This is a genomic window from Serratia sp. GW822-FHT06D09 (genome assembly GCF_058799515.1).
This window is the reverse complement of record NZ_JBXALO010000002.1, coordinates 805,283-820,536: the sequence shown is the minus strand read 5'-3', so window position 1 is coordinate 820,536 and position 15,254 is coordinate 805,283. Positions and strand designations below refer to the sequence as shown.

The window sequence follows — 15,254 nt, the reverse complement described above, 5'->3', positions numbered from 1 at the left end:
CACAACCTCCACTCAGGGGAGTGTTTATCATGCCGGAATTCTGTTTCTGAATGGAGCAGGATTTTGGGGTAGGGTCATTCCCTAAGCATCGCCAGATGGCGGGAGATCTTGGGCTGTGACTGTTCTAGCGCAGTGCAAAGGTCGCACACGCACAGTTCTCCCATCTCTCTGAGCAGCAGTACGATCCCTAGACGGGTTTTATCGGAGAGGTTTTTGAAGAGTTGTAAGGATGTTAGTGGCATCTGGCCTCCTGTCCTATTGAAGTTAGGATACTCTCAAAAGGATCAAAATCAACATTCATATTCGATAAAACAAATATGTTATATGTATTTACGAGATGTATCCCACAAATCAGGGAGAGGGAACCTACTTTTTTTCTTTAATACCTTGAAATTCAGTTATTTTTTAGTTAGATCGTTTACTTAGGATTTTAAATCTAAGTAAGAAATTTGCTGATATTATTAGGATGGATACTCATATGTTTCTAAGCAAATTAAAAATTAAAGGTTTTAGATGTTTTGATAGAGAATTTAGTATTTCATTAAATGAAGGTCTTAGCGTTATTGTCGGAGAAAATGGAGCTGGGAAGTCAGCTATTATAAATTCTATAAGGCAATTGTTTATAGATTCAGAATCCGAACGATATAACATTACTGAAAATGATTTTCACAGACCATTTTGTAATCCTCCAAAAGTTAGTGATTCATTTACAATTAACGCGGAATTTTCAAATTTAGGTACAATAGAGAAAATTGCCTTACTACCCTGGACAGGGAACTCAGATGTAGCTAAATTAAATTTATACGTTGAGAATAAGGAAATAAGAGGAAGGTATAAAAAAACACTTTGGGGTGGTGATTCGCAAAATTCTCAATTTGATCATGAATTATTAGATATAATTTATTGCATATATCTCCCTCCATTAAGAGATGCCGAATCAAAACTAACCAATGGAAGGCAGTCTAGGTTATCGAAACTATTAAAAGCTATAAATAGGAAAGATTTAAGATCACTTAAAAAAAATGGTGGTGTACACCCTCTTGTAAATAAAGTAAACACTTTCAATGATGAATTATCAAATAGCGATGTATACGGTATTAAAGCAGCTAATCAGTTAATAAAAAACCATCTACAGAATGCTATAGGACTTAATTTTGGTCAAAATACAGCAATTCAATTTGCAGAAAGTGACTTTACTAGGATTGTTGAAAGTTTACGGCTAATATTCTTCCCTAATCTGAATGAGGAAGACACCAAACTTTTTAGGAATTTAGAGCAAAACAGCTTAGGTTATAATAACCTTCTTTATATTGCTTCTATATTAGCTGAACTAACTCTCGGTTACGAACAAGATCCATCCACTTGCAGATTATTATTAATAGAAGAACCAGAAGCTCATTTACACCCACAACTTCAAATAAGACTACTTGATCATTTAAAAAAAGTATCCGAAGACAAAGATAATAATGTACAAGTCATTGTCACAACTCATTCAACAACGCTTGCATCCTCAGTCAGTGTTGATTCAATCATTCACTTATCCAAATCGTCTTCTCCAGTTGCAACTCGTTTAAAAGACTGTGGGTTAGCAACAAAAAGTAAAGAGTTCATTGATAGATGGATGGATGTAACTAAATCCAACTTGCTTTTCGCAAGTGGGGTAATTCTTGTTGAAGGTATAGCCGAACAAATGCTATTGCCAGTTTTAGCTAAAGAGATACTAGCTGATAGAGACGTAGGGAAGAATACATTATCAGACTTAGGTGTTTCTGTTATAAATCTTAATGGAATCTATTTCAGACACTTCATGGGATTATATTGTAACTTCACAATCCCAAGCGAAAAGACAAAACATGAAGGGTTAAGTATACCTATTCGCTGTGCGGGATTAACAGATCTTGACCCTCCAAAAAAGATAAAAAAATTAGTAGAAGGAAAAGAGTTTATTGAAAAGATAATAATCCCTCATGATGCTGAAATGTATGAAGGAACAAATCATGCTATCAAGCTCGTAGAAGAGATAAACAGTTCTAGATACGCAAGGTTGTATGTAAGTAAATACAAAACTCTTGAATACGACCTGGCTATGGAAGGGAATAATATTGCAGCTATGTCATCTGTGCTTTATGAAATTTGGCCAACAGATGGGGATATAAAGAAGAAAATAAAAGCAATTATGGATGTAAAAGATGATTGGTCGAAAAAAGAATCTCACGATCGAGCCATAATTGCAAATGAATTATTACAATACATCGAAAACAATGAATTAGGAAAAGGATATTTTGCACAAAGTATATCGGAGAAAATATCAAAGAATGAAGTTAAATTTGAAACGCCAGAATATATTAAAAATGCTATTCTCTGGGTATGCCCAGATGAGACGGTGTGAAAATGAAGGATTTTAATTCTCAGCAGATCGATTATATCGAATCCTCAATTAACTCTAGTATTTACCTTGAGGCTTGCCCGGGTAGTGGTAAAACTGAAGTAATTGCAGCAAAAATCGTAAAGGAAATAAATAACTGGACACTCAGTCCGGGTGGTATAGCTTTATTATCCTTTTCTAATAGCGCGACAGATGAGCTTTTATCAAGAGTGCAACAGTACTCCATTAATATAGCAAATAGATTCCCTCACTTCATAGGAACTTTTGATAGTTTTATATTTAAGTTCTTAATTAATCCTAACGCTAAAAGTTTGACTCATTTTGATGCAGAAAATAACAATAATACTGTAAGAATCATAGAAGCAACATCACCTTTATTCATTCAGACAAAATATACATACAACAAGCGAGGAAAGATAAAAGCTCATCATTATACATTTGATCGGAAAAATAATTGCATATTGTTCAATTCAGATGACTCCGAGCTTGATAGAATCAGAAACTCCATCAAATGGGAACAATGGCAGCTAGATGATCTAGTAAAAACAAAACATAAGCTGTTCGAATCAGGGTTTATGACGCACGATGATTCATTATATCTAGCTGCTGAAATTTTCATTGATGAAAAATATAAAGACTATGCTTCGTTACTTTCAAAAAGATTTCCACTCATTGTTATTGATGAATGCCAAGATTTATCAAGCGAGCACCTATTCATATTGCAAGGGCTTAATGACTTAGGCGTTAAGCTACACTTTGTCGGTGATTTAGATCAATCAATTTATGGTTTTCGTGATGTAGACCCTAAGGATACAATAAAATTCATCGCAGATAATAAATTTAAGAAAATGCCATTGAAAATTAATTACAGAAGCTGTCAGCAAATCATTGATCTTTGCTCAAAATTAACATCAACAGGTGAAGTTAAGGGACAGTTTTGCTCTATTGAGTCACCCTGCGTCGTATTACAATATAATGAAACACCATTAGAATTAATCGACAACATTGGAAAATTATGCCTCGACTACAGCAACAATGTAATTGTTGCCCGTGGGCATTCCATTTTGGAAAAATTTACATTTGATGGTATCGAAGGAAACCAGGTAAAAAATCTTGTTAACGCAATAAATTATTTCTCAATGAAAGAAACTCAGAACATCAAAAAATCATTGCAGTTATTATCGGTAGTAATTCGTTCAAAATTAAATTATCCAATTAGAGAATCCATATTCAACTGTCCAACGCAGGTAGAATCATCTGTACAATGGAGAACTTTTCTTTTCAACACATTGGATTTTCTTGCGAGGAATAATCTTCATGACTTTGAGATAACTTGGAGTACGTGGTGTAAGAATGCTAATAAAATCCTGTCCATTATCCATCAACAACCATTTGTTAGTGAAGATTTAAAATCTATAATTGAGGAAGTATTTTCATCCCCCATAAAATCACCTACAGGGCTTGCCAAGCTTACCGTGTCAGGATCTATTAAAACAAACAATACTAATAATGAATCTTATAAGTATGCAACAATTCATAGTGTTAAAGGTGAAACCCATGATGTGACAATTCTATTATCATCCTCGTCAAATACTGGAAAAACAGGCTCACATTGGAAACAATGGATAAACAACCCAAATTCAGAAGCGGCTCGATTTGCCTACGTTGCAAGTTCAAGACCAAGGTATAAATTAATCTGGGGAGTGAAAAAATTAAAAAAAGATGAAATTGTAACGTTAAAAAACCTTGGATTTACTATTATGTAAAAATATTTACCTGCATCCATTAAAATGATGCTTGTAAGGATAAACTCTGATGACTTTAGTGTACACACTGAAAGGTAATGAAAATCAACTACATTGTTCAGATGTATTTTTATGGGCTTAAAAATTATGAGAATTAGTCCATAGAACTCCACAAAAAAACATAAATTTTATTTTTTATATTACAATGCTATTGGTTTATAAACTTAGAATGGATGTACTTACCAACCGTCAAACAGGGCTTGACCAATGAAGGATACAGAAATTTCATTAGAGAAGTCGAAAAGAGCACAACTATGGCTAGAACAGTTTGAAGAACAAGATCAACCCTATGCCAGCTTATTGTTGAAAAAAATCCAATGGGTTTCAAGCCATGAATTTGAGGTTAAGATCAATGCCTTAATCGATGAAATATGCAACAAGGAAGAGGATAAAATAGCCCTGTTTGTTGAAAGAGAAGTTTTAGATGATGAAACAGTCTATTCTTTTAATACTGAGAAGCCTCAACGTGCTTTTGGCAATGCTTTCCCTCCTATATTATCTACCATTGATAAAAAAATAGAAATAGGCAGTGAAGGAATATTAAATAATATCATTACTCGTTTCCAAAGATTAGACAGCCGAAAATATTATAATTATCCATCAGCAGAAATCATGCGTAGTAAAAGAATAAACAAAGTTATTGTACTAACTGATACAATCGGAAGCGGAAATCAATTAAATAAATATTTAAACTGTTTTTGGAACACTCCATCTATAAAAAGTTGGCTGTCATCAGGACATATCAATGTTTATGTTGTCTGCTTTGCGGCTACAGAATTCGGTCTGAGTCGTGTAGAACTTAATAAAACGAAACCTTCAGTTTTCTACTCAAGAATATGTCCAACCATAGACAATAGCTTCACCAATCAAGAGAGAAAAAAAATATATGAAATCTGCAACAAATATAATCCTCTAAAGAAACATACAAAAACAATCAGTTTTTTAGGATATGGTGGTGTATCTTCTCTAATATGCTATTCTCATGGATTACCTAATAATGCTCCATTGATATTATATAAAAGATCAGCTACGTGGAAGCCATTTTTTCGTGGGCGAGCGACAAATGATGTCATTGCAGAACTTCCTGGTAGTATGTCCAATATAGATGAAAAAGAATATTTGAGGGTGATGGGAGAAAAGAGGCTTTCTGCTTCCAAAAAATTAGCAACACTTGATGGGGAAGCAAAAAAAACCATTCTATTACTAGCTGCTTTGAACAAGTCACCACGAAGTAATAGTGCTATAGCTAGCCGGAGTGGTCTATCTTCTAATGAGGTTTGCACAATGCTTGCGAAATTAATGTATTTAGAATGGGTCGATTCGAAACGTAGAATCACAGATGAAGGACGTTTTTTATTGTCTTATCTAAGAAAAGAGAATAAAAAACTGTTTAGTGAAAAAACACTTCCGGCTTCAGACAAAATATATTACTATCCTAAGACGTTGAGAGGACCATCATAATGTTTTATTTAGCGTCTTCACAAGTGACACCATTCACTTGTCCAGTAACTACAAAGTGTAAACTGGGGGCCGTATACTTTACGTGCTCATGGAATAGCTCTCGCATTAGTGTAAGCGGGATCGACGCAATACCGACGATGTCGGGTGAAACGCAGACTTATCTATTGCGCCGATCCCCCTCACCCCTTCGGGGCCAAAGTAAATGAGACAACGGTGGTCCTCTCAACGCTTCCAGGCAAATGCGAAAAATCAGGGTATCGATCAGAATACTATTGAACATGCTATAAAACATGCAAAAAATATAATCCAGCATGGTAAATATATTCTACCTATTTTTACCCTTAGAAATTTATCTTTCTTAGCTGGTGTCGAATACTCATTCTTAAGAGAAATAGTTAGTAGAGAATATATACATCCTTATCGTTTTTTCTACATTAGAAAAAAAGGAAGGAATCGTAGAAGAAAAATATGCATTCCTAATCCACAATTATGCAAAGTTCAAAGATTTCTGCATAAAGAAGTCCTTCAAGAATTTCAGATACATCCAGCATGCTTTGCATATATTCGTGACTCATCGATTGTGGATGCTGCAAGTGTTCACGTTGAAAGCAGATGGTTATTGAAGTTAGATATAATTAATTTTTTTGACTCTATATCTGAAATTTCTGTTTATCGTGCATTTAGGGATAATGGATTCCCGGCGCTTATTTCATTTGAAATGGCCAGAATTTGCACTTGGCTTAGTTTTAGAAATCCTCACGAAATTGATTCAAGATGGAAAATTGACCATCGGCACAACTATAAAATTTACCATCGTTCCAGCATTTCAGAAATGGGTAGTCTTCCTCAAGGAGCTCCTAGCAGCCCAATGCTATCAAACATTGTATGTTTCAAATTAGATGAAACTTTAGAAGAATTAGCAGTTGAATACGGGCTAAGATATACCAGATATTCAGATGATCTCACATTTTCAACAGACTCCATTAACTTTAATAGAAAAAGTGCCACACTCTTTATAAGTAAGGTTTTTTCAATTTTAAAAAGCCATGGTTTTGAACCAAACAAAACAAAAACAGAGATCATCCCCCCTAGTTCCAAAAAGGTTGTTTTAGGCTTAAATGTTGATAAAAAAAATGTGAGCTTAGATAAAAACGTAAAGTACAAAATTAAACAACACATTCATTTTTGTTTGCATTCTGATGTAGGACCAATTAATCATGCAAAAAGAAAAGGTTTTTCTTCTGTTATCGGTTTTAGAAACCATCTTAAAGGATTAATCAATTATGCAAAAAGTATTGAACCTGAATTCGGAGAGAAAATGCTAAGTCTTTATAAAAAAATAAAATGGCCATTAGATATATAAAACACAATATTAATTGTAATCTTTTAATAGTTAAAGCCTGGAAGTTCAGGCTTTAACTTATTTTAAAAAATTTCAACCATGATGATTTATTAAAACATTCATCACCAATTGTATATTCAGCCCCGACACACTCAAAAACTATATTTCCAGTTTGAAAGGTCATCTATGACACATTTGTGAGTCTAGACCTTACAATATTACCAATATAATCTGCATACCACTGCATCATCTCCCTCCGCCCTTCCAGATACAACGCATGGTTGTACGTCCCACGAATCGCATTCTTATCGACATGCGCAAGCTGTGTCTCAATCCATGCGGTATTGAACCCTTCCTCATGCAAAATTGTACTCATCGTGTGCCTAAAACCATGTCCAGTAACCTTCCCCGTATACCCAATCCGTTTGAATACCTGATTAATACTCGCTTCACTCATCGTTTTACGTGGATCATTGCGCCCTGGGAACACCAACGGATATTGCCCAGACATTACTTTGAGCTGCTGTACGATTTCCAGCGCTTGGGTAGAGAGGGGGACAAGGTGAGGCCGTTTCATCTTCATTCGGTCGGCAGGAATTTCCCACACCGCTTTCTCAAGATCAAATTCACTCCAGAAAGCACCTCGGAGCTCGCCAGTACGAACTCCCGTAAGGATCAGCAAACGAGCGGCAAGAACAACTAACGGGCTGCCTGTATAGCCAGAGAGGGCTTTAAAGAAGTCTGGTAACTCCTCAACTGTAAGGAAGGGATAATGCTTCGATTCATGTCCTGACATCGCGCTGGTTAGATCCGCCGCAGGATTGTATTCCGCACGGCCAGTAACGATGGCGTAACGAAAGACTTCGCTGCAGCGCTGGCGAACCTTCTTAGCCTTCTCTGTCGCGCCACGGCTTTCCATTCGACGCAGCACATTCAGCAGAACCAGTGGTTTGATTTCATTCACCGGAAGTTGGCCGATATAGGGGAAAATATCTTTATTGAAAGCTTCGATAATATCGGAGGCATAGCCTTCTGACCACCGGCTCACCTTCGTACCGTGCCACTCAAGTGCCACAGACTGAAACGTGTTGTTGAGTTGCACATCGCGAACCAGCTTTTCTTCTTTCTTGGCAAAAGATGGATCGATACCCTCAGCCAACTTTTTCTTGGCGTCGTCACGCAGTGCTCTTGCTTGCGCAAGCGACACTGCTGGATAGACACCGAAAGCCAAGCGTTTCTCTTTTCCATTGAAGCGATACTTCATCCGCCAGTATCTGGAACCAGAGGGAACAACCTCAAGATACAAACCAGCACCATCTGCCAGCTTATAGGCTTTCTCTCTGGGTTTAGCAGCGTCTACCTGTCTCGCATTAAGTTTCATTGGGGGCATCTCCCTGGACCGAACACAGAATGCCCCCACTTATGCCCCCAACTGCGACTTGATTTCGGTTGAGTCCAGTTGATAACAGGAGATAAGATACGGGCCATGAACCGCAGTATACGGGCTTTTAGTTGATTTCGGTAGACTTGGGAAGAGTTTGAAATGGTGCCGATAAGAGGAGTCGAACCTCCGACCTTCGCATTACGAATGCGAGCCAACTCCAAAATGAGTACAAGCATGAGTATAAAGAAACAAATAATTTAAATAAATCAATAAAATCAACATATTATATGTTAAATCACGAATTAACGTCTAACTCCCGCCTCTGCAGCAAACTCCAAAATCCACGCCCCGGCGTGGATTTTTTGTTTTAACCGGTAATGTTGATTTTGGGCCATACCAACGCAATAATATACAGCGTATAAATATGGAGCATTCAATGGTCACTACACACGTTTTCATCGCCACCAGCCTGGACGGTTTTATCGCTCGGCAAGATGGCGACATCGACTGGTTATTACAACGCGACGCCTCGGCCGAAGATCATGGCTTCGATACCTTTATCGCTGACAAAGACATGATCCTGATGGGGAGAGGGACTTATGAAAAGGTACTCACCTTCGATAGCTGGCCTTATGACCTCCCGGTACTCGTACTGTCCAAACAACTGGCCAATGAGCCGGTCCCTCCAGCCCTGACAGGTAAAGTCCGGTTCACCAACCTCACGCCAAAGTATGCGCTTGAGCAGTTGGCCGTGCAGAATGTGCACCGCGTCTATGTGGATGGTGGGCAATTAATACAGTCCTTTCTGCGCGAGGGGTTGATTAGCGATATGGTGATCACCAAGGTTCCCGTACTGCTTGGCTCGGGCAGGCCTCTGTTCGGCTCACTGCAACAGGACATTGATTTAAAATTACTGTCGAACCGGAGCTTTCCTTCGGGCCTGGTGCAATCCCACTATCAGGTATTGCCCCTATGACTCGTCCACGCGGGCGCCCAACCAACGGAAAAGGAGTAACGCGGGATGACATTCTGGATTCCGCTCTTGGCCTGCTGGATGAAAGTGGTGGACAAGGGCTGACGATGCGTACCCTCGCCACTCGGCTGGGCGTCACGCCGATGAGCCTGTATCACCATATTGGTGATCTGGCCGGGCTATTGCGTGCTTTATCCGATCGCGTCTATGCCGAAGCCATGGAGGGGTTGAACGGATTGGCTGATCCGCGGACAGAAATTCGAACATTGCTCACGCGCTATCATCGCGCAGTCGGCTATCATCCCCAGCTCACGCTGGCAATCTTTGCCACGCCAGAGGCCTTTGCCGGGGTCACCCGTCAGATTACCGATCGCCTTACGGCCTTGCTGGCTGAGATGACGACAGAGCCCCTACAGTGGCGCGATATTTTGGTTGATCATGCCCATGGCAGCGGTTTGGCCCTTGTCGCGGTGCGGGGAGACTCTCTACAGGCGCAGAGCCTGCAAGAACAGTATCTACAGGCCCTTGATCGTCTGCTGGACAGCGTGTCAGCGCGCCCGTAGCACCTTCCCACTCTACCTAGCTGTCGGCTTACGTGAAACGTGGGCGGCCGCAGCTCGATTGGCTTTTGCTACAGAACTCCCAAGCGATTCGCGTTGAAGAATTGAAGTGCATAAGGTGCCCATAAAACAGTCACCGGCACCGTGAGTGCTCACAAGTTCTACTTTTTCAGCAGGCATCGACTGGCTACGGTCTCCAGCCTCACACCAGGCCACGCCATGTTCACCTGCCGTCACAATCACAGCCGGATAATGCTGGCTGAGCAATTCAGCCGCCATGCATGCATCGGATAAATTATTGACCGGAATACCACTCAGATCACGAGCTTCAACGCCATTCACCACCAGCAGATCAACCGCATACTGCATCTCGGCACACAATGCTCGTGCCGGTGCGGCATTCAGACAAACGCGGATCCCACGCTGTTTTGCCTGTTTCGCGGCCGACAGATTAACTGCTTCAGATACCTCATTTTGCAACAGCAACATCTCAACCTGCTGCCATAACTGGTCATCATTAAACTGTGCGACATCAATATGATTATTCGCGTTGGAGACTACCACTGCGCCGTAATCTCCCTCAGCGTCCATCAGTGCCACACTCATACCGGAGGCTACGCTCTCATTCACCGTCACAAAGCGATTATCGATGCCGTTTTCATCAAGCACAGCGCGCAGGAATTCCCCCTGCGTATCTGCGCCCACGGCACCGACAAAGCCCACCCGCGCGCCCGCTTTCGCCGCAGCAACGGCCTGATTGCCGCCCTTACCGCCGAATTTATACGAACACCCGCTTCCGATGACTGTTTCGCCCTTTTCCGGCCGGTGATGCGCATGGATCACGATGTCGTAATGAAGGCTACCCGTGACTAAAATTTTACTCATTCTAGTATTCCCGAAGGTCCTGAACCGCCTGCTGGGTTTTCATCAAATTCTTCTCCGCTGTCTTTAGGTCCTTCTGCGCAATCGCCACGAACAAGGCATCCAGAATATTTAACTGGGCGATACGTGAGGCAGCGTTTTCCCCGAGCAAGTGCGATCCCTGAGAGGTTGAATTGAGCACCACGTGCGCATTACGCGCAATGGGCGACTCGGCGTAATTGGTGATGGCGATAACTTTGGCTCCGTTGCGGACTGCCAGTTTAATCGGTTCATTCACCGCGCGGGTGGCACCGGAATGGCTGATTGCCACCACCGCATCATCGTCAGACAAGACTGCCGCTGACATCAGCATGATATGTGCATCATCGTAGACCGTCGTTTTAATGCCTATTTTCAGCAATTTGTGCGAAAGATCTCTTGCGACGGCAGCAGAGCCACCGACAGCATATAAATCGATGTGCCTAGCTTTAAACAAAATGTCAGCAGCCCGGTTAAATGCCGAAACATCGACAATAGATAAGGTTTCTTCTATTGCCTGAATTGACGTCCGAAATACTTTTTCAAGCAATTTTTCCGACGAGTCTCCCGGTTCAATTTCCGCATGTAAATTTGCCACTTCAGAATAGTTGTAATAGATCAAACTGCTTCTGAAATCTCTAAACCCAGAAAAGTTTAATTTTTTCGTTAATTTAACAATCATGGCCTCGGAAACATTATTCTCCAGCGCAATTTCTTTTAGTGAAGTTTGCTCGGAGAAATCATTTTTAGAGGTGATCGCCTCGACGACTTTTCTTTCTAGTGGCGTCAAGTGTGGCAATTTCATACGAATTTGAGCGCCTATGGCTCGCGGATCCTGATTCATTACTTGCCTCGTGTCGCTCTGTCAATCAACATCGCTATGATAATAATAAGGCCAGTAGCAAGCAATTGATAAAATGCCTGAATATTAAGAAGTGTAAGGCCATTACGTAGTGAACCCAAAATAACAGCGCCAATCAGGGTACCGATCACACTTCCCTTCCCGCCCATTAGGGAAGCCCCGCCAATCGCTGCTGCGGCAATGGCATCCAGCTCCCATAAATTCCCCATTGTCGGTTCGGCAGCCCCCAAACGACCAATCAAAATCAGCGAAGCCAATGAAGCCAGCACGCCGGAAATCACAAAAACCGTAACTTTGGTTCTTTTGACCGGAACACCTGCCACACGCGCAGCTTCTTCGTTACCGCCGACCGCCAGAATATATTCGCCCAGCGGCGTTTTGTTCATCACCGTCCACAAAATGGCGGCGATGGCGATAACAATTACGATCGGTGCAGGGACCCCAAATATGGTGCTATTGATGACGGTGCGAAACTCAAGCGGAATGCCGAAAATCGGGTTGCCGTTTGTGAAAATCAGCGCCAGTGCACGGAACAAAGAAAGCCCGCCGAGAGTCACGATAAACGGCTGTAAACCCGCATAAGCCACCAGCATACCGCTGAAAACACCGCACAATGCACCGATACCCAAAGTCGCCATAATCGCCAGCGGGACCGGCACACCGGACACCATCAGCGTGGCACCCAGCACGGCCGAAAGCGCCGCCGTCGGCCCAACGGACAAGTCGATACCACCGGAAATAATGACCAGCGTCATCCCCAGCGCGATAATCCCGTTGATGGATGACTGCTGTAATATATTAAGCAAGTTAGGAACGGTAAAAAACACCGGCGATAAAAATGAGAAAGTAATCAAAATAATCACCAAACCGATCAGCGTACCGGCATCGCGAACGTTAAACTTGAATAATGCCGAAGGCACAGCCTTTGGCTGAACATTACTTTGCGTCGTCATAATCATGGCCTTTTATCTTTTTAGGTATTGAAGGAAGTAGTTTTCAGACCGCTTACTGCATATCATTAATGGCATAACGGGCAATATTTTCTTCAGTAATCTCATCACCAATAAGTTCTTTGATGATTTTCCCTTCACGCATCACCAGCACTCTGTCTGAGATACGCATTATTTCCGGCATTTCGGAAGAGACCACCACAATAGCCTTCTCTTGTTGCGCCAGTTTTTCTATTAAATTATAAATCTCAGACTTTGCACCAATATCAATTCCCCGGGTCGGTTCATCGAACAGAAAAACCTTATTATCTGCTGATACCCAGCGACCAATAATGACTTTTTGCTGATTGCCGCCGCTTAATGTCCCGATCGGTTTTTCAATATTAAGCGGACGCAATCGCAGTTCGGTCATCACCTCCAGCGCGGTTTTATTCAGTCGATTTTTGTTCAACAGACCGTGGCGTGTAAACCGTCCCATCGACGGCAATGCCATGTTCATTTTGACGGAACGCTCTTTGATGATACCCTCTTTTTTACGATCTTCCGGCACCAGGCCAATGCCGGCACGGATGGCAGAACTGACGTTATGGTTCTTCACCGCCACCCCTTCGACCTCAATGCTGCCGCTGGTTTTGGCATCAATACCGGCGATCAACTTGAGCAATTCAGTACGTCCGGAACCGACCAACCCGGCAATCCCCAGTACTTCGCCTGCCCTGACGCTGAACGTCGCCGATTGCACAGCTTTGCCGCGACTCAATTTCTCGATGCGCAATACATCTCTTGCCGTGGCATACGAGTGATGGTGTACTTTTTCGATTTTGCGCCCGACCATTTTGGTGACGATGCTTTCTTCCGTTTCATCGCAAATATTCACCACGCCGACCTGTTTGCCATCGCGTAAAATCGTCGCCCTGTCACAGACCTTGAAAATTTCATTCATTTTGTGCGAGACATAAATCAGCGACACATTCATCGATTTCAGATCTGAAATCAGCTCCGCCAGTCGCTCGAATTCTGTCGGCGTCAGGCTGGATGTCGGTTCATCCATCGCAATGATCTTTGCCTCATCCAGCAGTGCGCGTGCAATTTCAACGATTTGTTGTTGAGACACTTTCAGGTTCTTGATCGGCTCATCGGGATCGATCGTCGGATCCAGACGGCGCAGGATCGCCACGGCCCGTTTGTATTGTGCTTTCTTATCGACAAATAACCCTTTCAGTTTGGTTAATGGCCGGCCAAGAAACATGTTCTGGGCGACAGAGAGTTCAGGAACGTGCTGTAGTTCCTGATGGATCATCGCAATACCGGCATGACGTGCAGAAAGCGGGTTCTTCATCTGTATAACCCGCCCTTCTACCAGAATGTCACCGGCATCGGCGGCACGAACACCGGACAAAATATTCAGCAACGTTGATTTCCCCGCCCCGTTTTCACCGATCAGCGCATGAACTTCACCCGGCCTCACCGAAAAATCGACACCCTGGACCGCCGCTACACCGCTGTAGCTTTTGCTGATGCCACGCATCATCAAACTGTACTGTTCCATAAACTCTCCTCACCCTGTTCTCTGACACCAGACTTACTGCTGCAGAGACAGTAACTGGCGCAGTTTCGCGTTATCCTTGGTGGAGAACGCATCAGCATTTTCTTTAGTGATCAGCGCCTGTGGGGTAGACACCACGCGGGAAATTTTCTGGCCGTTAATCAGACGCACCACCACTTCCATTGCCACCTCACCCGTCAGCACCGGGAAGCTGTCCACGGTGCCGGTTAGCTCACCGCGTTTAATAGAGGCGTAAGCATCGGAAATACCGTCGGTGCCAAATACCGCCACCTGTTTGGCTTTTCCGGCAGCGGCCACGGCTTCTACCACCCCGAGCGCCATTCCGTCGTTATTGGCATAGAAGCCAATCAGGTCAGGATGTTGCTGCAAGATAGTGGCAGCCGCGTTGTAGGCGTTTTCACGGCTCCAGTTAGCCGGAACGCTAGCAACGACGGTGAATTTTCCGCTGGTCTGTATGGTCTCTTTAAAGCCTTTGGTTCGTTGAGATGCCGCATAAACGCCTGGTTGACCTTCGATTACCGCTACTTTCCCACCTTCAGGGTGTTGTTTGATGAACCAGTTAGCGACACGCACGCCGTTATCTTTCTGCACGTTACCGACGTAATGTGCGGCATTCGGCATTACGGCATCATTGACGTTCACCACGGCGATGCCTTTGCTTTTGGCTGACTCATACGCCGGTTGCAGGTTGGCATCCGTTTGCGGAGAAACCAGTAAGCCGTTGAAGCCCTGAGAAATCAGCGTTTCTGCGATAGAAAGCTGACCGAGCTGATCATCTTCATTGGCTGCAGCCTGATATTCGACGGTAATACCCTGTTTATTACCGAATGCTTTATAGCCCTGGCCAAGAGAGCGCCAGTATTCATTAGTGAGCGTTTTAGACACTCCACCGATCTTCAGCGATTTATCAATCGCCGGTAACGGACCATATTTGGCGGAGAGTTGCGTCCAGTCGGTACGATCAGGCTCTGTATCAGACTGTAATGTTGGCAAATCTGCGGCATAAACCCTGGTGCAAAACAGTGCAGTAGTGAGTACAGACAGTAAGAGTTTTTTCATCATCT

12 protein-coding genes and 1 pseudogene are annotated in these 15,254 nt (G+C 42.7%); 6 read left to right on the top strand and 7 right to left on the bottom strand.

Annotated elements, in window-relative coordinates; translation table 11 throughout:
* Positions 1-77 precede the first annotated feature (77 nt).
* Positions 78-242: pseudogene (locus AC1RKG_RS07675) on the bottom strand (metalloregulator ArsR/SmtB family transcription factor); the annotation flags it as partial.
* A gap of 236 nt (positions 243-478) precedes the next feature.
* Between AC1RKG_RS07675 and AC1RKG_RS07670 the strand changes: the two are divergent.
* The 4 genes from AC1RKG_RS07670 (at position 479) to AC1RKG_RS07655 (ending at position 7,015) form a co-directional block, all read left to right on the top strand.
* On the top strand, positions 479-2,389 hold the full coding sequence (locus AC1RKG_RS07670; protein WP_493182554.1) for an ATP-dependent nuclease: 1,911 nt from the start codon (positions 479-481) through the stop codon (positions 2,387-2,389).
* A 2-nt stretch (positions 2,390-2,391) separates the two neighbouring features.
* Complete coding sequence (locus tag AC1RKG_RS07665; protein ID WP_493182581.1) at positions 2,392-4,152, top strand: UvrD-helicase domain-containing protein; 1,761 nt, start codon at positions 2,392-2,394, stop codon at positions 4,150-4,152.
* 246 nt (positions 4,153-4,398) lie between these two features.
* Entirely contained in the window at positions 4,399-5,652 is a 1,254-nt protein-coding gene (locus AC1RKG_RS07660) for a phosphoribosyltransferase-like protein (RefSeq protein ID WP_079927710.1), read from the top strand.
* Between the two features lie 202 nt (positions 5,653-5,854).
* Positions 5,855-7,015 (top strand): reverse transcriptase family protein, encoded by a 1,161-nt coding sequence (locus AC1RKG_RS07655; RefSeq protein ID WP_493182551.1) that lies wholly within the window; start codon positions 5,855-5,857, stop codon positions 7,013-7,015.
* Between the two features lie 163 nt (positions 7,016-7,178).
* Here AC1RKG_RS07655 and AC1RKG_RS07650 read toward each other — a convergent pair whose 3' ends face one another.
* Complete coding sequence (locus AC1RKG_RS07650; RefSeq protein ID WP_493182549.1) at positions 7,179-8,375, bottom strand: tyrosine-type recombinase/integrase; 1,197 nt, start codon at positions 8,373-8,375, stop codon at positions 7,179-7,181.
* Between the two features lie 439 nt (positions 8,376-8,814).
* Between AC1RKG_RS07650 and AC1RKG_RS07645 the strand changes: the two genes are divergently transcribed.
* Positions 8,815-9,354, top strand: coding sequence for a dihydrofolate reductase family protein (locus AC1RKG_RS07645; protein ID WP_493182548.1), 540 nt, complete (start codon positions 8,815-8,817; stop codon positions 9,352-9,354).
* A complete protein-coding gene (locus AC1RKG_RS07640; protein ID WP_261107764.1) occupies positions 9,351-9,914 on the top strand; it encodes a TetR/AcrR family transcriptional regulator in 564 nt (187 codons plus the stop codon). Before AC1RKG_RS07645 ends, AC1RKG_RS07640 begins: the two co-directional genes overlap by 4 nt.
* A 12-nt stretch (positions 9,915-9,926) precedes the next feature.
* On the opposite strand, the gene AC1RKG_RS07635 is transcribed toward AC1RKG_RS07640, so the two are convergent.
* The 5 genes from AC1RKG_RS07635 to AC1RKG_RS07615 are packed head-to-tail and all read right to left on the bottom strand — an operon-like array spanning position 9,927 to position 15,249.
* Positions 9,927-10,796: a PfkB family carbohydrate kinase gene (locus AC1RKG_RS07635; RefSeq protein ID WP_261138304.1), complete on the bottom strand. Its 870-nt coding sequence runs from the start codon at positions 10,794-10,796 to the stop codon at positions 9,927-9,929.
* A gap of 1 nt (position 10,797) precedes the next feature.
* Positions 10,798-11,655 carry a MurR/RpiR family transcriptional regulator gene (locus AC1RKG_RS07630; protein ID WP_020826424.1) on the bottom strand — a complete coding sequence of 286 codons (858 nt, stop codon included), beginning with the start codon at positions 11,653-11,655 and terminating at the stop codon, positions 10,798-10,800.
* Positions 11,655-12,626 carry an ABC transporter permease gene (locus tag AC1RKG_RS07625; RefSeq protein WP_041415322.1) on the bottom strand — a complete coding sequence of 324 codons (972 nt, stop codon included), beginning with the start codon at positions 12,624-12,626 and terminating at the stop codon, positions 11,655-11,657. The genes AC1RKG_RS07630 and AC1RKG_RS07625 overlap by 1 nt, the downstream gene beginning before the upstream one ends.
* A 52-nt stretch (positions 12,627-12,678) precedes the next feature.
* Positions 12,679-14,172 (bottom strand): sugar ABC transporter ATP-binding protein, encoded by a 1,494-nt coding sequence (locus tag AC1RKG_RS07620; protein ID WP_493182545.1) that lies wholly within the window; start codon positions 14,170-14,172, stop codon positions 12,679-12,681.
* Positions 14,173-14,205: 33 nt separating this feature from the next.
* On the bottom strand, positions 14,206-15,249 hold the full coding sequence (locus tag AC1RKG_RS07615) for a sugar ABC transporter substrate-binding protein (RefSeq protein ID WP_115059077.1): 1,044 nt from the start codon (positions 15,247-15,249) through the stop codon (positions 14,206-14,208).
* Positions 15,250-15,254 lie beyond the last annotated feature (5 nt).